We start from the raw sequence: 19,968 nt of genomic DNA on the forward strand, positions 1-19,968 counted from the left end.
CAATTGTCAGGTTATAATTGCAATAATTTTACACAAAATTTTGCTATAGTTAAACCTTTACAAACTAATTTCGTTTAATCTATCAAAACCCTGACCTAATACGAAACTATGCAAGTAGGTGTGCTTTATATTGACGATGAGTTAAATAACTTAAATAGTTTCAAAGCTGCTTTTAGGCGAAACTTCAACATCTTCACTGCTCAATCTGTCAAAGAAGGCCGTAAAATATTAGATACCGAAGAAATTGGCGTAATTATTACAGATCAGCGTATGCCCGGCATCACTGGTATTGAATTTCTTGAATCTATACTTCCCATTTACCCTGATACCATCCGCATTTTACTAACCGGTTTTTCTGACATCAATGCCGTTATGGGCGCCATTAACCGTGGCCAGGTTTATAAGTACCTGGTAAAACCATGGCAGGATGATGAATTGAAAATGTATATCCAAAACGCATTGGAAATTTACAACCTGCGCAAAGAGAATAAAGAGTTGGCCCACAAGTTAAAAATGGCCAATTTGGAGCTGGCCCAGCTAACCAAAAGTTAAGGCGAAAAATAAAAACAGTCCTTATTACACTTTCTATCAACTCTATACGTATTTTTATCGTTACGTAACGGTTCCCCCATTGTTGAATTGACGTTACGCCGCACCAATTAATACTATTGATGAGTTGAAAACAATACCCCTATTGATAGCGGGAACGCTATTTGCTATGCTTAATTTTACCCGGCTGTACGCACAGTCTGGATCAACCAGTAAGGGCACCGAGTTCTGGACAGCCTATATGGACCATGTGAATACTGCCACTGGCAACTCGCCCAGTAAAATGATCCTCTATATTACCTCTGATGCCAGCACCAGCGGCAGTGTTAGCTTTGCCGATGGCACAACTGCAATTCCGTTTACGGTTACGCCCAACACAGTAACTTTTGTTGACATACCACCAGCAGAATTTCTGGGCAGTGCCGGTCAGTTTTTAAAAGGTATCCACGTTACATCGCTTAAACCTATTGCCGTTTATGCGCACATTTATGCCTCGAGTGTATCAGGCGCAACGCTGTTGCTACCGGTTAACACCCTGGGTAAAAACTATTACTCGCTCAACTACACTCAAAAATCAAACGCCAACCCCAGCTATTCAACCTTTGTAATAGTTGCTACCGAGGATGGCACCCAAGTGCAAATTACCCCTTCAGCAGCGCTTACTACCGGCCAGTCGGCCGGTGCTCCGTTTGTTATCAATCTTCAAAAGGGCGAGGTTTATCAGGGCCTCTCCCTTACAGATTTAACCGGAACACGTATCCAATCGGTAAGTACCACCACGGGTACCTGTAAGCGTATAGCCGTATTTTCTGGCAGTACTAAACTGGGCATTGGCTGCAGTGCCGCGTCATCATTATCGTCTGACAACCTCTTTCAGCAGGTGTACCCCACTTCATCCTGGGGCAAAAACTATGTTACCGTTGCATTGATGAATCGCCCGTATGACATATTCCGCATTGTATTGAGCGATCCGGCCACAAACGTAACACTCAACGGGCAGCCTATACCCGCTGGTAGCTTCACCAACGGCTTTTATTACGAGTTTAATACCAATACCACCGGCACCGTAACCAACACCATCTCTGCCGATAAGCCCATACAGGTAGTACAGTACACCCCTACCCAGAACCAGACCCTGGCTGCCAACTGCGCCGTTAGCAAAAATGATGTAGGCGATCCTGAAATGATTTACCTGAGCCCTATAGAACAAGGACTAGACCATGTTACCCTCTATTCAACGGGCTATTACAACATTACCCAGAGTTATATTAACGTGGTAATTCCAACCAGCGCCGCATCATCATTTACACTGGATGGCACGCCATATACCTTATTCACACCAGTATCTGGCAATACCGCCTATTCATACGCTCAAATACCGGTTACATCAGGGCCAAGGGCTGCAGGTGGAGCAGGCACGGTTACATCGGGCACACACAACATTGCCGCCAGTCAGCCTTTCAACGCTATTGCTTACGGCTTTGGCGGTACAGAATCTTACGGCTACTCGGCCGGTACCAACCTTCAGGATCTCAATGAATTTATTAAACTCCAGGACGTACAAACCAGTGCCATTAGTTCTTCGGGTTGTGCAGGTGTTTCTTATAAACCGCGCATTAGTATCCCTTACCAAACTACCAGCATCAGTTGGGATTTAAAGGATGGCAATCCACCTGTTGTAGATAACGCTCCGGTAATTGTAGACCAAACACAAAAAGGTAATGTTACCATATATAGCTACGAGTACCCGGGCACACCAATACAATATAATACGGCGGGCAGTTATACCATTGTAGCCACCGTGCTTAACCCCAATAGTTCAGACTGCGGATCGACCGAAGACATTGAGTTTGACTTTTCTGTTTCTGATGTCCCGGCGGCTAATTTTACAGCTCAGGCCAGTGCTTGTTTAAACGACAATGTAACCTTTACAGATAACACCAATAACAAAGGTATTGCCACCCAAACCTGGGCCTGGGACTTTGCCGATGCCGCCAACAGCACAACAGCCAACCCAAACACTGCAACCACAAAAAACGCCACACATACCTTTACCAAAGCCGGCGATTACATGGTATCGCTCACCGTTACTAATCAAAATGGGTGTTCTAATACTTTTCAGCAAAAAATTCATATTAACGCTTCGCCGCAGGCTGGCTTCCATTATTCGGCAACTGATTGCGAAACCCGCGGTATAACCTTTACAGATACCTCAGTACCCGGCGAAGGCACTTTAAGCAAATGGGATTGGGATTTTGGCGACGGCACCACCGAGCCTACGCATACCAATGCCACACCTTTTACGCATCAGTTTGCGGCGGCCGGCACTTATAACGTAAAACTTACAGTTACCAGCAGTACAGGCTGCCCCAATAACATTACCCAACCGATAACCATTCACCCGCTGCCACAGGTTGACTTTTCTTTGCCGGATGCCTGTGTAAACGACAATACCCAGTTTAATGACCTAAGCACCATTGCCGACCATACCGAAGCCCAGTTTACCTACCTATGGGATTTTGGCGATCCGGCCTCAGGCACAAACAACACGTCGACCTTAAAAAATCCATTGCATCATTTTACCCACACCAATGGATTTTCCATTACGCTTACTGTTACCAGCAAATATGGTTGTAGCAGCACTAAAAATCAACAGTTTACAGTAAACGGCGGCACACCAGTTGCCGATTTTACCCCACAAAACAGCGGAAGCCTTTGTAGTGTGGATGATGTGCTGTTCTTTGATAATTCAAATGTCAACCCTGGCAATATCACCAAACTGGTCTGGTATTTTGATGCCGTCAATCAACCCAATCAGTCAGTAACTTACACCCGGGATCAGTTTCCGGCTGATAAAATCTATCACCACAATTACGGAACCATAACCACAGCCACTCCATATACCGTTATGCTGGTAGCTTATTCTGGTGATGCGTGCCAATCCGTGATAACACATCAGGTAACCGTTAAGCCTAGCCCAACGGTTACATTAACACCTATCGGTCCGCTATGTCAGGAAGATTCGCCGGTGCAAATACAGGCCACACCGGCCAACGGGGTAACAGGTACCTCTACCTTTAATGGTGCAGGTGTGTCTACATCGGGTTTGTTTAATCCAACCACTGCAGGGCCGGGAACATTTACCATTAACTACAATTTTGTGGCCAATAATCTGTGTACGTATAATACGACGATGCACGTGGTAGTTCACGCCAATCCAACCATCAATGTCCCGTCAGAGATTCATCTGCTGGATGGGGGGCAGGTTACGCTGAATGCTACAGCCTCCGGCGATCAGCCGTTAACGTACCATTGGACTTTAAAAGACGGCAGCAAGGCTACCGGGCTGGATCATGATGATGTAGCGCAGCCCATTGCATCGCCTTCAAACGATATTACCTACATGCTTACGGTTACAAGTGCCAATAATTGCCCAAAATCTGCATTTGTAGATGTAATTGTGCTTAAGGCGCCGGTAGTGCCCAATGCCTTTACGCCTAATAGCGATGGCGTAAACGACACCTGGAATATTAAGTACATGGATAGCTATCCAAATTGTACGATTGACGTATACAACCGATACGGAGAAAAGCTATATTCGTCAATTGGTTATCCTCAACCGTGGGATGGTACTTATAGAGGCGCGCAATTGCCTGCGGGGACCTATTATTACATCATAAATCCTAAAAACGGCCGGAAAGTAATTTCCGGAAGCGTAACCATTATCAGGTAAATAAGTTAATGAAAAAAATAATACTCATCTGTTTAGTACTAACAGTTCTTGCAACACTTGTCCGCGCACAGCAAAAACCGCAGTATACACAGTATGTTTTTAATAACTATTTACTTAACCCCGCCGTTACAGGTATAGAAAACTATGTTGATCTTAAAGCCGGCTACCGCAGTCAGTGGACGGGATTGGAAGGCGCACCCGTAACCAGCTATTTAACCATTAACGCCCCTATCGGCGATCGTTTTGTTCAGGGCGATGCCAGCGCTATGCCCGGCGGTAGCGATAACAACCCTATGGGCCGCTTGTATACCCAAGAGTATATGGCATCAGAACCGCACCATGGCATCGGCTTTATGGTGGTGTCTGACAAAACCGGCCCTATCACTCAAACCAATTTAGATGCTACTTACGCGTATCACATTGGCTTGAGTGAGAAGCTTAATCTGGCACTGGGCGTATCGGCCGGGGTGAACCATATCAGCTTAAACACCGCAGAAATTACCCTGCCCGACTCGCAGATTGACCCGGCCATTGCCAATGGCAACAACAGCCAGTGGAAACCAGATCTGGGCGCCGGTATCTGGGCCTACTCATCAAACTATTATCTGGGTGCTTCTGTACAGCAGTTGTTACCCCAAAATCTGTACTTTAATGAGGGCGGGGCCAGTGCCAATACATCGCTGGTAAAGAGCCAAACCGTACCGCATTACTTTTTTACAGCAGGCTTAAAATTGTTCTTAAGTGATGATGTAACCTTGATGCCGTCTGTACTGGTAAAAGTGATACAACCTGTACCTACCACATTTGATGCAAACCTAAAGATGGGCTTCCGCGATATTTTCTGGGTGGGAGGTTCGTACCGTAAAGATGATTCTTTTGGGGCATTGGCCGGCATTAATATCAACTCGTCTATCAACGTGGGTTACTCTTATGATATGACAACTTCGGCACTAAAAACAGTAAGCAATGGCACGCACGAGTTGGTGATAGGCATTCTGCTTAACAACCGTTATAAAGTACGTTGCCCTACGCACAGCTTTTAGGCCCTGTTGAGAGATTTCGGATTTCGAATGTTCAATTTGGGATTTATTTCTGCAACGAAAAATCAAGAAATCGGAAATTGAACATTCGAAATTCGAAATAATAGCTTACAGCTCTTTCCTCAACCTGGCTACCGGGATGTTCATTTGCTCGCGGTATTTGGCTACAGTGCGGCGGGCAATGTTGTAGCCGGCTTCTTTAAGTATTTCGGTCAGCTTCTCATCGGCCAGTGGATGATGTTTATCTTCTTTGCCAATGTGCTCTTCCAATATCTTTTTCACCTCTTTGTTTGATACTTCCTCGCCGCTCTCAGTCTGAATAGCCTCGCTAAAGAATGATTTGAGCAGGAACGTACCAAACTCGGTTTGTACGTATTTGGAGTTAGCTACACGTGATACGGTAGAGATATCCATCCCAATCTTGTCGGCAATATCCTTCAAGATCATTGGCTTGAGGTTCTTTTCGTTACCGGTTAAAAAGAACTCGTATTGATATTGCATAATGGCGTTCATAGTTTTAAGCAAAGTTTGCTGACGCTGCTTAATGGCATCAATAAACCATTTTGCCGAGTCGAGCTTTTGCTTTACAAACTGTACCGCCTCTTTAAATTTTTTGTCTTTATGCGATGCCTTATCATAATCCTCAAACATCTCCTGGTAAGTGCGGCTTACGCGTAGTTCAGGAGCATTTTTGGCGTTAAGAGTAAGCACCAGCGTACCATCGTTATTAGTGATATGAAAATCTGGGATTACCTGCAATTGCTTGGTGTTTACCTCATTGCTATCGCCCGGCTTGGGGTTCAGTTTTAGAATCTCGGCCACAACAGCGCGCAGTTCTTCGGCCGACATGTTGAGGGCTTTCTCCAGTTTATCGTAATGCTTGCGGGTAAACTCATCCAGAAAATCTTCTACCACAATCATGGCTTTTCTGATGATGGGGTCATTCACATCTTTTTTACGCAGCTGGATGAGCAGACACTCTTGCAGCGTACGAGCTCCCACACCCGGCGGGTCAAATGCCTGGATCACCTTCAACATCTCCTCTACTTCCTCGTCCTCGGCCATTACGTTTTGAGAGAACGCCAGGTCATCGGTAATAGACATAATCGGGCGGCGCAGATAACCGTCATCATCCAAACTGCCAATGATCTGCTGACCGATACGGAAATCTTTATCACTCAGCGGAATCAGATCCAGCTGAGCCTGCAGGTTTTCAAAAAATGAGGTTTGTACCGCAATAGGAATCTCTTTGCGATCTTCCTCATCATCGCCGTTCTGATCATAGCGCGAGCCATAATCGTTAGCGTTATCGTCTTGAAGGTAATCGTCTATATTAAACTCATCAGCATAACTTTCTTCATCGTTACTGCTGTAATCGTCATCGTCCGGGTCACGATCCGGATACTGTTCTTCCGGCTCGTTCATGTTGGTCAGACTCATGTCTTCAAGCGCGGGGTTTTCTTCCAGTTCTTCTTTAATGCGGGTATCTAAAGATACGGTAGGCACCTGCAACAGTTTAATAAACTGAATTTGCTGTGGCGAGAGTTTCTGTAAGAGTTTTTGTTGAAGATTTTGTCTTAGCATAAGTGTAGATCGGTAGCAAAATTACATCAAATCCACTTAACATGAAAATGCGCAATAATTGTTGAAATGTAAAAACCTTTTAATTGTTTGCCGCTTTAATGATTAAAAAAAACTTTATCTTCAAAATATAATTATTACCTCACTCTAAACTTTTAAATTATGGGTTTCGCAAAAGAATTTAAAGAGTTTGCCGTCAAGGGAAACGTGGTTGATCTGGCCGTCGGCGTGATCATCGGTGCAGCCTTCGGCAAAATCGTTACATCGTTGGTAAATGATGTAATTATGCCGCCAATTGGCTTGCTTACCGGCGGTCTTGACTTTAGCAAACAAAAATGGGTATTAAAAGCAGCCGAAGGTGGTAAGCCAGAAACAGCCATTAGCTACGGTGCATTTGTTAACAATGTGATCGATTTTGTAATTGTAGCCTTTGTGATCTTCCTGATGATTAAAGGTATCAATTCATTAAAACGCAAAGAGGAAGCAGCACCTGCCGCCCCACCAGAACCAACAAAAGAAGAAGTACTACTGACAGAGATCAGAGATCTGCTGGCGAAGAAATAAATCGGTTACCCCCTCTAAATCTCCCCCAAAGGGGGAGACTTTCAAAAAAGGCTATCATCCCACTACAAATATGTGAGAAGATAGCTTTTTTTATTATTAATGGTTTTCTGCCCCTCCCCTTCGGGGAGGCCGGGAGGGGTATTACAACACCACCAACGATTTCTTTTGCACCGTGTTTGCGCTAAAATAGCCCAGCGCGCCTCCTGTAATATTGGAAGTTGGGTTTGATGGCGTGGCCGAATCATTCGGCGAGTTACCGCCCTGGTGGCTCAGGTTAAAGAAATAATCGTACACGGCTTTATCCACACAGTCCATCTCTACATCAACCTTATCGCCGGGGTTAAGGGTGATATCAGTTTGATACAGCGTGGTGTTTACGTAGCGGCCGTTGGTCAGGTAATCATCGGCAGCAAATACAGCTTTTACCTGCACATTATTGACAAACATTAAAAAGCGGTAACGATTGACGGCATTTGGCGGATCGCGATAAAAGGCTGATACGTTGCGCACCAGTTTAGTACCCACGGTGATGCCGGTTAAACCAATCGAATCCAACTGTACCATATCAGGCATGGTAGAGGTTGACGTATAAACATTATCGCCTATTTTAACAGAAAGCGCATAACTCTGCCCCGACTTACCTTTAATAGCGCTGTTGGTATATTGCCCGGGCTTGGTCTCGGTAAAAGCATAGACCTTGCCGGCATTGGTTACGGTAACGGTAGCGCCGGATATTGGCGGATATACGTTAGCCGCATCATAATCAATACTTTTAGAGATGGAGATGGTTTGGATGCCTGTTACATTGGTAATTCTACCTTCAATTACCGGCAACGATGCATCATTTTTCACCTTAATATCTATTACCCGCTGGCACGAGGTCAACACGGCAGCCATCACTACCAATAAAAACAATATGTTGGACCTCATTATGCTCACACTCAAAATTTAAAATTCCAGGTTACCGATGGGATAATGCCGAACAGGCTGGTTTCTACAGCCTCGGTATGTGGCGGGCTATCTTTGGTATCGCGGAAGATGATACTATAAGGGTTTCTATGGTTATATACATTATATATGCCAAACGTCCAGCCTGAGCGATAATTTTTATGCGGCTTGCCATCCCAGGTAACACCCAGATCCAGCCGATGATCTGCCGGCATACGGTAACCATTGCGCTGCTGATAGTAATAGGTGGTTACGCCGCCTATACTATACTTCCCATCGGGGAAGGTAATGGCGTTGCCCGTGCCATAAACAAAACTGGCAGATAAAGTTACACGTTTGCTCCATTTAAATATGCCAACGGCACTCAGGTCATGCAGTCTGTCCTGTCGGGCGGGGAAATAATTACCGTTATTTACCCCGTCAAACCTGTCCTCCACGCGCGAGAGGGTATAGCCCAGCCAGCCGGTTATGCGGCCATAGTTCTTCTTTAAGTACAATTCCAATCCGTATGATCGTCCTACACCATACAATAGCTGCGACTCTACATTCTGATTGGCTACCAGTTGGGCGTTGTTTTTATAATCAATCTGGTTTTGCAGCCATTTATAATAGGCCTCGGCCGAAAACTCGAACATGTTATTCCCGGCGTTGCGATACCAGCCCAGCGAAAACTGATCTGCCACACCTGGCTTGATGTTGTTACTGCTCAGCACATACAAATCTGTAGGCAGCGCGGCAGTTGAGTTTGACAGCAGATGGATGTTCTGCGTGTTATGATTATAAGAGAACTTGATAGCCGTTTTACTGTTCAGCGTAAAGTTGGCGCTCAAACGTGGCTCGGCGTTAACATAAGTGGCTACAGCATCGCCCTTGGCATAATAAACAGTATTAATGGTGTTGCCATTGGTGCCATAAGTGCTAAAATTACCTGGCCCCACCATTTCAAACCGGTCAAGCCTGATGCCGTAAACCACGTTTAACCGACTGCCCAGCTTCATATCGTCCATCAGGTAGGCGGCAGCCTCGTTAGCGTACCGAGGTTCTATATTGGTAGAATTGTAAACCGCATTTGGCGAAGCAATGATATTACCCGGCAAGATGGAATGACGGGTAAGCACCGCGCCAAAGCCCAGTTTATTGTTGCTCCCCAGAAACCAGTTAAAATCTTCTTTCACGCTAAAATCGCGAATCTTGGACGCCACATCAAACAGGTTATTATCAGTTAGGTTATGAATAGCGTACTGATAGTTGCTGTAGTTAAGCGAAGTATTGCCAAACAACTTGCTGCTATAAATATGGTTCCACCGCAGGGAGGCGATGGCGTTGCCCCAGTTGGACGCAAAATTATCTTTCAGGCCGATGTTATCTTTACCGTAATAGGCCGATAAATAGAGCGTATTGTTCTGACTGAGCTGATAGTTCAACTTCACATTCAGATCATAAAAATAAAGGCTGCTCCCCTTCAGACTGGAATCGCCCGAGAGTTTTAAAAAGGCATCGGCATAGGTGCGGCGGGCGCTGACCATAAATGAGCTTTTGCCTTTTACAAGCGGCCCTTCTGCCTTAATACGCGAGGCAATCAGACCGATGCCACCCTCAAAACCATAATCGTTCTTATTACCATCATCCATCCGGATGTCCAGCACTGAGGATAACCTGCCGCCATAAGATGCCGGCATCCCGCCTTTATACAAATCAACCTCCTTAATGGCATCTGCATTAAAAATAGAGAAGAAGCCAAACAGGTGCGTGGCGTTATAAACCGGAGCGCCATCCAGCAAAATCAGGTTTTGATCGGTCCCTCCCCCACGCACGTAGAAACCGGTATACGCGTCGCCGGTGGTTTTTACGCCGGGGAGTAATTGAATGGTTTTTAAAACATCTTTCTCACCCAATAGCACAGGGATGTTGTTGATCTGGCTCACGTCCAGCTTATTCACCCCCATCTGTGCACCCGTAATGTTGGCGCTACGCGATTGTACTTTGCCGGTTACCACCACCTCGTTCAGTTCGTTACTGGGGTTAAGCTGGTGATTAAGCTTGACATCATGTTGTAAATCCAGCTTTAACTCAATGGTTTTGTAGCCAACGTAACTGATCTGCAAAGTATATTGCCCCGCAGGGAGGGTGAGTGAGTAGAAACCGTAATCGTTACTAACGATGCCTGCGGGTGCCCCGCCCCCGGTTTTAACGGTAGCGCCTATCAGGCTTTCACCGGTTTGCGCGTCGGTAATGGTGCCGCTTACGGTGTATTTGGTTTGGGCCGACGCTTTGCAAACGCCAAGGCATAACAGCGCAGGCAGCAAAAACTGCAATAAAAACAATGCAAAACGACAGTTACCTTTTTTAGGTTCAAAACACATGGAACGCGCTTAATCTCTTTCGGCAATCGGTATATAGGCTAAGATGCGGTTATTTTTTGTCTTGAACCAAGATTTATTGGATTTAAAAGATTCTCCTGATATCATACAATACAATCACGTAAATCCCTAAAATCCAATAAATCCTGGTTCAAGACTTTTCAACCTAAACCCGGGTGCAGCGGATACCGGCCCTGTGGCTAGTGCCTGTGCAGTATGAGCGGAACACGGGAGCAAACGTGGTTTGGTGCAGCGGCAGTGCTTTACGGGGTAAAGTCAGATCGTTAATGTAATAATCACGGTCAGCAACACGAGCGCTAACAAACAACTATAATAGCGGTGGTCTCGTTTCCGGATCATCATTACCCCGAAGGTTGTAAGGGCTAAAGCGATACTAATGATCATGAATAGAATCTGTGCAAACACTAGCCCTTGTACGCAAATTCCTCCGCCCTTCCCCTGCAGTTCCGATCTCATTTTCTCAAAATCTAAACTCACTATTATTACCCGCCCGGATAAAAGCAGGTAGACTGCGTACGCAGAAAACGACAACCAATGTTTTTTGAGAAACTGCAATAGGGCTTTCATTAGTTTTTTTTCTTAATACCACCGCCGGGCATTTGGTAACCCTTAACCGCCTAAAACCCAAGGCCCATCCTTAATCTCCATTTAACAAAAAACTTTCACTCAACGTATTGAAAATCAAAAATAATGTTCGTACTTTTGCAGTCCCGAAAAGCGGGATAAAAAAAAGTAATATTAAAAGGAAGAAATGCCTACTATTCAGCAATTAGTTAGAAAAGGTAGAGTAGCTCTGGTTGACAAGAGTAAGTCACCAGCGTTGGACAGCTGTCCACAGCGAAGAGGCGTGTGCACCCGTGTGTACACCACTACCCCTAAAAAACCAAACTCAGCAATGCGTAAAGTTGCCCGTGTGCGCTTAACCAACGGTAAAGAGGTGAATGCCTATATCCCAGGTGAAGGTCACAACTTACAGGAGCACTCAATCGTGTTGATCCGTGGCGGTCGTGTTAAAGACTTACCGGGTGTTCGTTACCACATCATCCGTGGTGCACTGGATACTTCAGGTGTAAACGGTCGTAACCAACGTCGTTCTAAATATGGTACCAAACGTCCTAAACCAGGTCAGGCAGCTGCTGCACCTGCAAAAGGTAAAAAGAAATAATTAAAGGAGGATCATTATAATGAGAAAGTCGAAACCAAAAAAGAGAATCCTTCTTCCTGACCCAAGGTTCAATGATACCCTGGTAACCAGGTTTGTAAACAACTTGATGTATGATGGTAAAAAATCTACCGCTTACACCATTTTTTACAATGCTGTTGACATCGTAGAGAAAAAAACCAGCGAAAGCGGTTTGGATACCTGGAAAAAAGCGTTGAACAACGTTATGCCAGCTGTAGAAGTTAAAAGCCGCCGTGTAGGTGGTGCTAACTTCCAGGTGCCTACAGAGGTACGTCCGGAGCGTAAAGTAGCTTTAGGTATGAAATGGCTGATTAGCTATGCCCGTCGTCGTGGTGAGAAAACCATGATGGAGAAACTGGCTGGCGAGATCATTGCTGCTGCCAAAGGTGAAGGTGCTGCTGTGAAGAAAAAAGAAGATACGCACAAAATGGCTGAAGCCAACAAAGCGTTCTCACACTTCCGTTTCTAATAAAATAATGACTGAAATATAGTAAGTAAGCGAATGAGTGATTTATTGAAAAGGTAACATTATCCTAATCATTAAATCGCTTATTCGCTACTTCACTTAATCACTCATTTAATCATTGATAAAAAAGATATGTCAAGAGATCTAAAATATACAAGAAACATCGGTATTGCCGCTCACATTGATGCTGGTAAAACTACCACTACAGAGCGTATTCTTTACTACTCTGGTGTGAGCCACAAAATTGGCGAGGTGCACGAAGGTGCAGCTACCATGGACTGGATGGCACAAGAGCAAGAGCGTGGTATCACTATCACTTCTGCTGCTACTACCGTATTCTGGAATTACCGCGGTAACAAATACCAGGTAAACGTAATTGACACCCCGGGCCACGTGGATTTTACCGTAGAGGTAAACCGTTCATTGCGTGTACTGGATGGTCTGGTGTTCCTGTTCTCGGCTGTAGATGGCGTTGAGCCTCAGTCTGAGACCAACTGGCGTCTGGCTAATAACTACAACGTACCACGTATTGGTTTCGTTAACAAAATGGACCGTTCTGGTGCAGACTTTTTGAAAGTTGTTAAACAGGTTAAAGATATGCTGGGCAGCAACGCTGTACCACTGCAGATCCCAATTGGTGCAGAAGACCAGTTTAAAGGTGTGGTTGACTTGATCAACTTCCGCGGTGTGGTATGGAACGAGCATGATAAAGGTATGACCTTTACTGAAGTGCCTATCCCTGCAGAACTGCTTGACGAAGCTAACGAGTGGAGAGAAAAATTACTGGAAGCTGTTGCCGAATTTGACGACACGCTGATGGAGAAATTCTTCGAAGATCCAACTCAGATTACTGAGCGTGAAGTACTGGACGCACTGCGTCAGGCTACTTTGGCTGGTAAAATCGTTCCGATGACTTGTGGTTCATCATTCAAGAACAAAGGTGTACAAACCATGCTTGACTATGTGATGGAACTGTTGCCTTCTCCACTTGATTCAAAAGGTGTAGTTGGTCACAACCCAGAAACTGGTGCTGAAGTATTGGTTAAACCAGACGTAAAAGAGCCGTTTGCTGCATTAGCATTTAAAATTGCTACCGACCCATTCGTAGGTCGTCTGTGTTTCATCCGCGTTTACGCAGGTAACCTTGATGCTGGTTCATACGTGTACAACATGCGTTCTGAATCAAAAGAGCGTATCTCTCGTATCTTCCAAATGCACGCTAACAAGCAAAACCCAATCCCTAACGTAGGTGCTGGTGATATTGCTGCGGTAGTAGGCTTTAAAGATATCAAAACTGGTGACACCCTTTGCGAAGAGAAAAACCCTATCGTACTGGAGTCAATGGTATTCCCTGAGCCGGTTATTGGTTTAGCTATTGAGCCTAAAACTCAGGCTGATGTTGATAAACTGGGTATTGCTCTTGGTAAACTGTCTGAAGAGGATCCAACCTTCCGCGTACAAACCGATCAGGACACTGGTCAGACTGTAATCAGCGGTATGGGCGAGCTTCACTTAGATATCATCATGGACCGTCTTAAACGCGAGTTCAAGGTTGAAGTTAACCAGGGTGCTCCACAGGTAGCTTACAAAGAGGCTATCACCGGTACTACCCAACACCGCGAAACTTACAAGAAACAAACCGGTGGTCGTGGTAAATTTGCTGATATCCAGGTAGTAATTTCTCCGGGAGAAGAAGGCAAAGAAGGTCTGGAGTTTGTGAACGAGATTGTTGGTGGTTCTATTCCACGCGAGTTCATCCCATCTGTAGAAAAAGGCTTCAAGTCTGCTATGGATAACGGTGTACTGGCCGGCTTCCCATTAACCAGCCTGAAAGTTCGTTTGATCGATGGTTCATTCCACGCGGTTGACTCTGACGCCCTTTCATTCGAGATCGCAGGTCGTTCTGCTTACCGTGAAGCATTGCCAAAATGTAAACCGGTATTGCTGGAGCCGATCATGAAGATCGAGATCTTAACCCCAGAAGAAAACATGGGTGACGTAATTGGTGATATGAACCGTCGTCGTGGCCAGCTGCAAGGTATGGACACCCGTAACGGCGCTCAGGTTATCAAAGCGATGGTACCACTGTCAGAAATGTTTGGTTATGTAACTCAGTTACGTACCATCACTTCAGGTCGTGCTACTTCAACCATGGAGTTTGACCACTACGAAGAAGCACCACGTAACGTACAAGAAGAAGTGGTAGCTAAATCTAAAGGTCGCGCTAAAGCTTCTGTAGAATAATCTATTGAGTTAAAAGTTGATTAGGTTGATTAAGCGAGTAGTTTCTCTCAAAGTCAACTTAATCAACTCAATAAACATAATCAACTCAATCAACCTAATAAATAGCTCTTAGGTTGATTGCAAAAACAAAACAAAATGAGCCAAAGAATCAGGATCAAATTAAAATCGTACGATTACAATCTGGTTGACAAATCAGCTGAGAAAATCGTAAAAACAGTTAAGCCTACAGGCGCTGTAGTAAGCGGACCACTGCCGCTGCCAACCGAGAAAAAAGTGTTTACCGTACTGCGTTCACCGCACGTAAACAAAAAAGCTCGCGAGCAGTTCCAACTGTGCTCTTACAAACGTTTGTTAGACATCTACAGCTCTAACTCTAAAACTGTAGACGCACTGATGAAACTTGAATTACCTAGCGGCGTTGAAGTTGAGATCAAAGTGTGATAGTACCGGAAGATCGGCTTACTTAGAATTTGGTTGTTAAAACCATGATTCAAAATAAAATTCAAAGGCTACTCTGTAAAGAGTGGCCTTTGTTGTTAGGAACCAACACAAGCAGCGTTCTCCCCCACCCTCACTTTACATTTTCTTAACACAGCTTTCTATCTACCATCATGTATATTTATCGTATGAAACCCTATCTGCTTTTTGCTCTTTTCATATTCCTCGCACCATCAGCTTTCGCCCGTTTTGTCAACCAGGATTATCATAACGGTGCCTACTATACCCTTGATGGGAAAAAACACACGGGCCTATTAGCTGTATATTTCAACCCGCCGGCACTCTTCAGGGGGAAAGACAATCATTTTTATTTCAAACCTGACCTGACAGTAATGCTAAAAGAGAAGAGATAAAAGCAAGTAGTGTTACCAGCTTTATTATAGAAAATGAGAAGAAAACAGGCATGGATAGCTTTGTGGTTATCCACAAACCTGAGCTATCGCACATCAAGTTCGATTACGACTTTCTACAGGTGGTGTTGGATAAAAGCCCTGTAAAACTATATCAGTATCTCCTCAATAAACAAACGTCGTCAGTAGGTACCTATGGCACCATGCAAGTATCTATACCAGGGAGTTCTTATATGGTCAACTGGTATTTCTATGGTACAGACGTTGATACAGTAACGGAGATGAAGGACAAAACCTTTAAAAAGGTAATGAGCGAAATGCTGGCAGATGAGCCGGGCACCGTTGCCTGGATACAAGACGACACCTACATATTAGACAACATGGACGCTGTACTTAATGATTATAAAGTAAGGCAAGCAAAACGCAAGAAACAGCAGTGATCTCTAAGAAAATATAACAGACTACCAGTACGTCATTGCTTCGTTCCCCGCAATGACGTACTGGTAAAATATCACTCTAAGCCCTACAACGGTATATTCCCATGCTTCTTCCTCGGCAGGTTTACCACCTTGTTCTCCAACATCTTAAAGGCAAAGATCAATTTCTGACGCGTTTCGGCAGGTTCAATCACCTCGTCAATAAAACCACGCTCGGCAGCGCGATATGGGTTAGCAAACTTGTCTGAATAGATCTTCTCCATTTCCAGCCACTTGGCTTCTTTATCTTCGGCTGCGTTAATCTCTCGTTTAAAGATGATCTCGGCGGCGCCTTTGGCGCCCATTACGGCAATCTCGGCAGTTGGCCAGGCAAAATTCATATCGGCGCCGATGTGCTTGGAGTTCATTACGTCATAAGCGCCGCCATAAGCTTTGCGGGTGATGACGGTGATACGTGGCACGGTAGCCTCGCAGAAAGCATATAATAATTTAGCTCCATTGGTGATGATCGCGTTCCACTCCTGATCCGTCCCAGGCAAAAAGCCGGGTACATCTTCAAACACCAGCAGCGGAATGTTAAAACAATCGCAGAAACGCACAAAGCGTGCCCCCTTGGTACTGGAATGGATATCCAGCACGCCCGCCAGAAACGCTGGCTGATTAGCCACTACACCAATGCTACGGCCGGCCAATCGGGCAAAGCCAACTACAATGTTCTCGGCAAAATCTTTGTGCACCTCCAGGAAACTATCGGCATCAATCACCTGGTTGATGATCTCGCGGATATCATACGGTTGCGAAGCATTCTCCGGCATAAAGGTATCCAGCTTAGGGCGCAACTCATTACCTGCCTCATAGGGCACGGATGGTGCCCGCTCCTCGCAATTCTGTGGGATATAGCTCAGCAGTTTTTTAAGGTGTTGTATAGCATCAATCTCGTTAGCGCAGGCAAAGTGCGTAACGCCCGATTTGGTGGCGTGGGTATTGGCCCCGCCCAGTTCTTCGGATGTCACCACCTCATGCGTTACCGTCTTCACCACGTTCGGACCGGTTACAAACATATAGGAGGTATGCTCTACCATCAAAATAAAATCGGTAATGGCCGGCGAGTATACCGCACCGCCCGCACATGGCCCCATAATGGCCGAGAGCTGCGGAATAACACCCGAAGCCATGGTGTTTCTAAAGAAGATATCGGCATAGCCACCCAAGGATACCACACCCTCCTGAATGCGTGCACCGCCCGAGTCATTCAGGCCGATGACGGGTGCGCCATTCTTCATGGCCATATCCATCAGCTTGCAAATCTTCTCTGCGTGGGTTTCTGACAGCGAACCACCGAACACGGTAAAATCCTGAGAGAAAACGTACACTGTGCGGCCGCCGATGGTGCCGTAGCCGGTTATCACGCCATCGCCGGGATAATGTTCTTTTTCCATCCCGAAGTCGGTACTGCGATGAGCCACCAGCATGCCTATCTCCTGGAACGAGCCCTCATCCAGCAGGAAATGTAAACGCTCGCGCGCTGTGAGCTTGCCCTTTTTGTGCTGGGCTTCTATACGCGCCTTGCCGCCACCCAAAAGCGCTTGTTCACGCCTTTGCTTCAGTGTTTCTATTTTCTTCTTCAAACCAGGTTCTGTTGATGTGTTGGACTAATATAGTTAATTAGTTAATCAGTGATTAGTAATAATCACTGTAGTTTTCCATCTGTCATGCTAAGGAACGAAGCATCTCCGTGGACCGTCCTGTTTACTTGTCCTCCGAGATGCTTCGCTATCGCTCAGCATGACAAATTAATAAGATTGCATGTACAGAGATTGCTTCGTTCTTCGCAATGACGCGACGCAGGGCTTTGTATTATAGATTAATCAGCTAATCTACATTCTTACTACCCCAATTATTGTGAACAAAATTTACACAACGAACGTCTTTGGTTACATCAAAATATTATATTTGCGATAATGAAAACCGGGAAGACCAGAATTCTGATCACCACACTGTTTATGTTCATCTTTGTAATAAAGATGGGCATTTCTGTTGCGCCCCTGTTTTTAAAGCTGTTTAACAGCAAAGCTGTGAACGCTGCAATTATGCAGCTGGAGCAAGAGGGTAAAGACGAAAAGGATAACCCCGAGAAAGACTTTTTGAAAGACAAAAAGTTTTTTGACGAAGATCTGGTGATCCACTGCTACACCCTCACGCCCATCATCATCGAGACTAACATTCTTCATAACCAGGAGCACTCTCTGTTTGTACAGGTTTATCACCCTGTAGTGCCAACCCCGCCTCCAAACGCTTAATAAGTTACCGTGAGGGCCCGTATTCCGTTCGGTCCACATTTCTGGGATTTATTTATTAGCTAATACACTTATTTCTATTGCATTTTATGGAGCAACATGGGATTGCTGCAGGCGGCCTCAACCTGCGTAAATATTTTTTGGGCAAAAATTTAAAGAAAGATCTTCCGGCAGCCGTAGTGGTATTTCTGGTGGCGTTGCCACTGTGTTTGGGTATTGCACTGGCATCTGGCGCACCGCTGTTTGCGGGTATATTAACAGGTATTCTTGGCGGTATTGTGGTAGGCTCGCTGAGCGGATCGCAATTGAGCGTTGCGGGTCCGGCGGCGGGCCTAACCGTCATTGTACTTAACGCTATCACTACCCTGGGTAACTACGAAGCCTTTTTGTTGGCCCTGGTGCTTGCCGGCGTATTTCAGATTGCGCTGGGCTTAATTAAGGCCGGTACCATTGGCAACTACTTCCCTTCGGCAGTTATAGAGGGGATGCTGGCGGCTATCGGTATCATCCTGATCTTAAAACAGTTCCCCCACGCAGTTGGCTATGATGCCGATTTTGTGGGCGACGAAGGTTTTAAGCAAGCCGACCAGCACAACACTTTCTCGGGCATCTTCGGCGCACTTGCTAAGATTAACTATGGCGCCGTGGTGATCAGTGCCGTATCTATCGGCTTGATGATCTGGTGGCCTAAGTTTAAAAAGAACGGTGGCGTACCAGCCCCGCTGCTGGTGGTAGTGAGCGGCATTGTGCTAAGTCTTGCCTTTGGCGGAAGCGGTTTTGCCCTGCGCGACAAACAGTTGGTACACATCCCTATTGTGAGCAGTGCAGGCGAGTTCTTCGGCCTGTTCAGGCACCCCGACTTTAGTCATATTGCCGATAAACAGATCTGGATAACGGCCTTTACCATAGCTATTGTGGCCAGTTTGGAAACCCTGCTGAGTTTGGAAGCGGTGGATAAGATTGACCCTATCAAACGCGTATCGCCCACCAACCGCGAATTGCTGGCACAGGGTACGGCCAACATTGTGAGCGGTATGCTGGGCGGCTTGCCTATGACGGCGGTTATCGTCCGTTCATCGGCTAACGTAAATGCCGGCGCACGCACCAAAACCAGCGCCGTTACGCATGGCATTCTGTTGTTGATCTCGCTGTTGTTTATCCCGAAGCTGATCAATTTGATCCCGCTTTCGTGCCTGGCATCAATCCTGCTCATGACGGGTTATAAATTGGCTCGTATATCACTGTTCAAACACATGTGGCACAAGGGGCTTGATCAGTTTATCCCTTTTGTAATCACTATTCTGGCGGTGGTATTTACAGACCTGCTCATTGGCGTGGGCATAGGCATGCTGGTTGGCGTGTTCTACATCCTGCGCACTAATATGCGTAATCCCTACTTCTACCAAATTACTAATAAAGGCGACCGTAAGGTGATCAACGTGCGTCTGGCCGAGGAGGTTTCGTTCCTGAACAAAGCCGCCATCCAGGTAATGTTGACCAGCCTGCCGGCAGAATCAACCGTAATTATTGACGGCAGCAACTCGCGCTTTATTGACCAGGATGTGCTGGAGACCATCCACAACTATAAGCATAATGCTTATACCAAGGCTATCATCGTTCAGCTGGTGGAAATACATGACCACTACGATGTGCCAAAACTGAAAGAACTGAAGTTTAACGTTTCTAATGCTTAATTA

General features: G+C 45.6%; 16 protein-coding genes. 12 read left to right on the forward strand and 4 right to left on the reverse strand.

Features of this window, described 5'->3' with window-relative positions; translation table 11 throughout:
- Positions 1 to 108: 108 nt before the first annotated feature.
- The 3 genes from ABZR88_RS14555 to ABZR88_RS14565 all read left to right on the forward strand — a co-directional run bounded on the left by ABZR88_RS14555 (position 109) and on the right by ABZR88_RS14565 (position 5,325).
- Positions 109 to 552, forward strand: coding sequence for a response regulator (locus ABZR88_RS14555; RefSeq protein ID WP_107826633.1), 444 nt, complete (start codon positions 109 to 111; stop codon positions 550 to 552).
- Between the two features lie 124 nt (positions 553 to 676).
- Complete coding sequence (locus ABZR88_RS14560; RefSeq protein WP_146166449.1) at positions 677 to 4,282, forward strand: PKD domain-containing protein; 3,606 nt, start codon at positions 677 to 679, stop codon at positions 4,280 to 4,282.
- An 8-nt stretch (positions 4,283 to 4,290) separates the two neighbouring features.
- On the forward strand, positions 4,291 to 5,325 hold the full coding sequence (locus ABZR88_RS14565; RefSeq protein ID WP_107826631.1) for a type IX secretion system membrane protein PorP/SprF: 1,035 nt from the start codon (positions 4,291 to 4,293) through the stop codon (positions 5,323 to 5,325).
- A 105-nt stretch (positions 5,326 to 5,430) separates the two neighbouring features.
- Here the strand turns inward: ABZR88_RS14565 and rpoN are convergent, their stop codons facing one another.
- Positions 5,431 to 6,906: an RNA polymerase factor sigma-54 gene (rpoN, locus tag ABZR88_RS14570; protein WP_107826630.1), complete on the reverse strand. Its 1,476-nt coding sequence runs from the start codon at positions 6,904 to 6,906 to the stop codon at positions 5,431 to 5,433.
- A gap of 159 nt (positions 6,907 to 7,065) precedes the next feature.
- Between rpoN and mscL the strand changes: the two genes are divergently transcribed.
- Complete coding sequence (mscL, locus tag ABZR88_RS14575; RefSeq protein WP_107826629.1) at positions 7,066 to 7,467, forward strand: large-conductance mechanosensitive channel protein MscL; 402 nt, start codon at positions 7,066 to 7,068, stop codon at positions 7,465 to 7,467.
- Between the two features lie 141 nt (positions 7,468 to 7,608).
- On the opposite strand, the gene ABZR88_RS14580 is transcribed toward mscL, so the two are convergent.
- Positions 7,609 to 8,397: a DUF4249 domain-containing protein gene (locus tag ABZR88_RS14580; protein WP_107826628.1), complete on the reverse strand. Its 789-nt coding sequence runs from the start codon at positions 8,395 to 8,397 to the stop codon at positions 7,609 to 7,611.
- Positions 8,398 to 8,408: 11 nt separating this feature from the next.
- Complete coding sequence (locus tag ABZR88_RS14585; RefSeq protein WP_107826627.1) at positions 8,409 to 10,778, reverse strand: TonB-dependent receptor; 2,370 nt, start codon at positions 10,776 to 10,778, stop codon at positions 8,409 to 8,411.
- 769 nt (positions 10,779 to 11,547) lie between these two features.
- Here ABZR88_RS14585 and rpsL point away from each other — a divergent pair.
- The 6 genes from rpsL (at position 11,548) to ABZR88_RS14615 (ending at position 15,977) form a co-directional block, all read left to right on the forward strand.
- Positions 11,548 to 11,961, forward strand: coding sequence for a 30S ribosomal protein S12 (gene rpsL / locus ABZR88_RS14590; RefSeq protein WP_107826625.1), 414 nt, complete (start codon positions 11,548 to 11,550; stop codon positions 11,959 to 11,961).
- A gap of 19 nt (positions 11,962 to 11,980) precedes the next feature.
- Entirely contained in the window at positions 11,981 to 12,448 is a 468-nt protein-coding gene (rpsG, locus tag ABZR88_RS14595; protein ID WP_107826624.1) for a 30S ribosomal protein S7, read from the forward strand.
- A gap of 129 nt (positions 12,449 to 12,577) precedes the next feature.
- Positions 12,578 to 14,689: an elongation factor G gene (fusA, locus tag ABZR88_RS14600; protein ID WP_107826623.1), complete on the forward strand. Its 2,112-nt coding sequence runs from the start codon at positions 12,578 to 12,580 to the stop codon at positions 14,687 to 14,689.
- Between the two features lie 135 nt (positions 14,690 to 14,824).
- Positions 14,825 to 15,130: a 30S ribosomal protein S10 gene (gene rpsJ, locus ABZR88_RS14605; protein WP_078347761.1), complete on the forward strand. Its 306-nt coding sequence runs from the start codon at positions 14,825 to 14,827 to the stop codon at positions 15,128 to 15,130.
- Between the two features lie 185 nt (positions 15,131 to 15,315).
- Positions 15,316 to 15,540: a hypothetical protein gene (locus ABZR88_RS14610; protein ID WP_146166448.1), complete on the forward strand. Its 225-nt coding sequence runs from the start codon at positions 15,316 to 15,318 to the stop codon at positions 15,538 to 15,540.
- A gap of 50 nt (positions 15,541 to 15,590) precedes the next feature.
- Positions 15,591 to 15,977: a hypothetical protein gene (locus ABZR88_RS14615; protein ID WP_107826621.1), complete on the forward strand. Its 387-nt coding sequence runs from the start codon at positions 15,591 to 15,593 to the stop codon at positions 15,975 to 15,977.
- Between the two features lie 83 nt (positions 15,978 to 16,060).
- On the opposite strand, the gene ABZR88_RS14620 is transcribed toward ABZR88_RS14615, so the two are convergent.
- A complete protein-coding gene (locus ABZR88_RS14620) occupies positions 16,061 to 17,602 on the reverse strand; it encodes an acyl-CoA carboxylase subunit beta (protein WP_107826620.1) in 1,542 nt (513 codons plus the stop codon).
- A 333-nt stretch (positions 17,603 to 17,935) separates the two neighbouring features.
- Between ABZR88_RS14620 and ABZR88_RS14625 the strand changes: the two genes are divergently transcribed.
- Positions 17,936 to 18,274 (forward strand): hypothetical protein, encoded by a 339-nt coding sequence (locus ABZR88_RS14625; RefSeq protein WP_107826619.1) that lies wholly within the window; start codon positions 17,936 to 17,938, stop codon positions 18,272 to 18,274.
- Between the two features lie 86 nt (positions 18,275 to 18,360).
- Positions 18,361 to 19,965 (forward strand): SulP family inorganic anion transporter, encoded by a 1,605-nt coding sequence (locus ABZR88_RS14630; protein WP_107826618.1) that lies wholly within the window; start codon positions 18,361 to 18,363, stop codon positions 19,963 to 19,965.
- Positions 19,966 to 19,968: the final 3 nt, after the last annotated feature.

It is taken from the genome of Mucilaginibacter yixingensis (genome assembly GCF_041080815.1).
In the GTDB taxonomy this organism is placed as follows: Bacteria; Bacteroidota; Bacteroidia; order Sphingobacteriales; family Sphingobacteriaceae; genus Mucilaginibacter; species Mucilaginibacter yixingensis.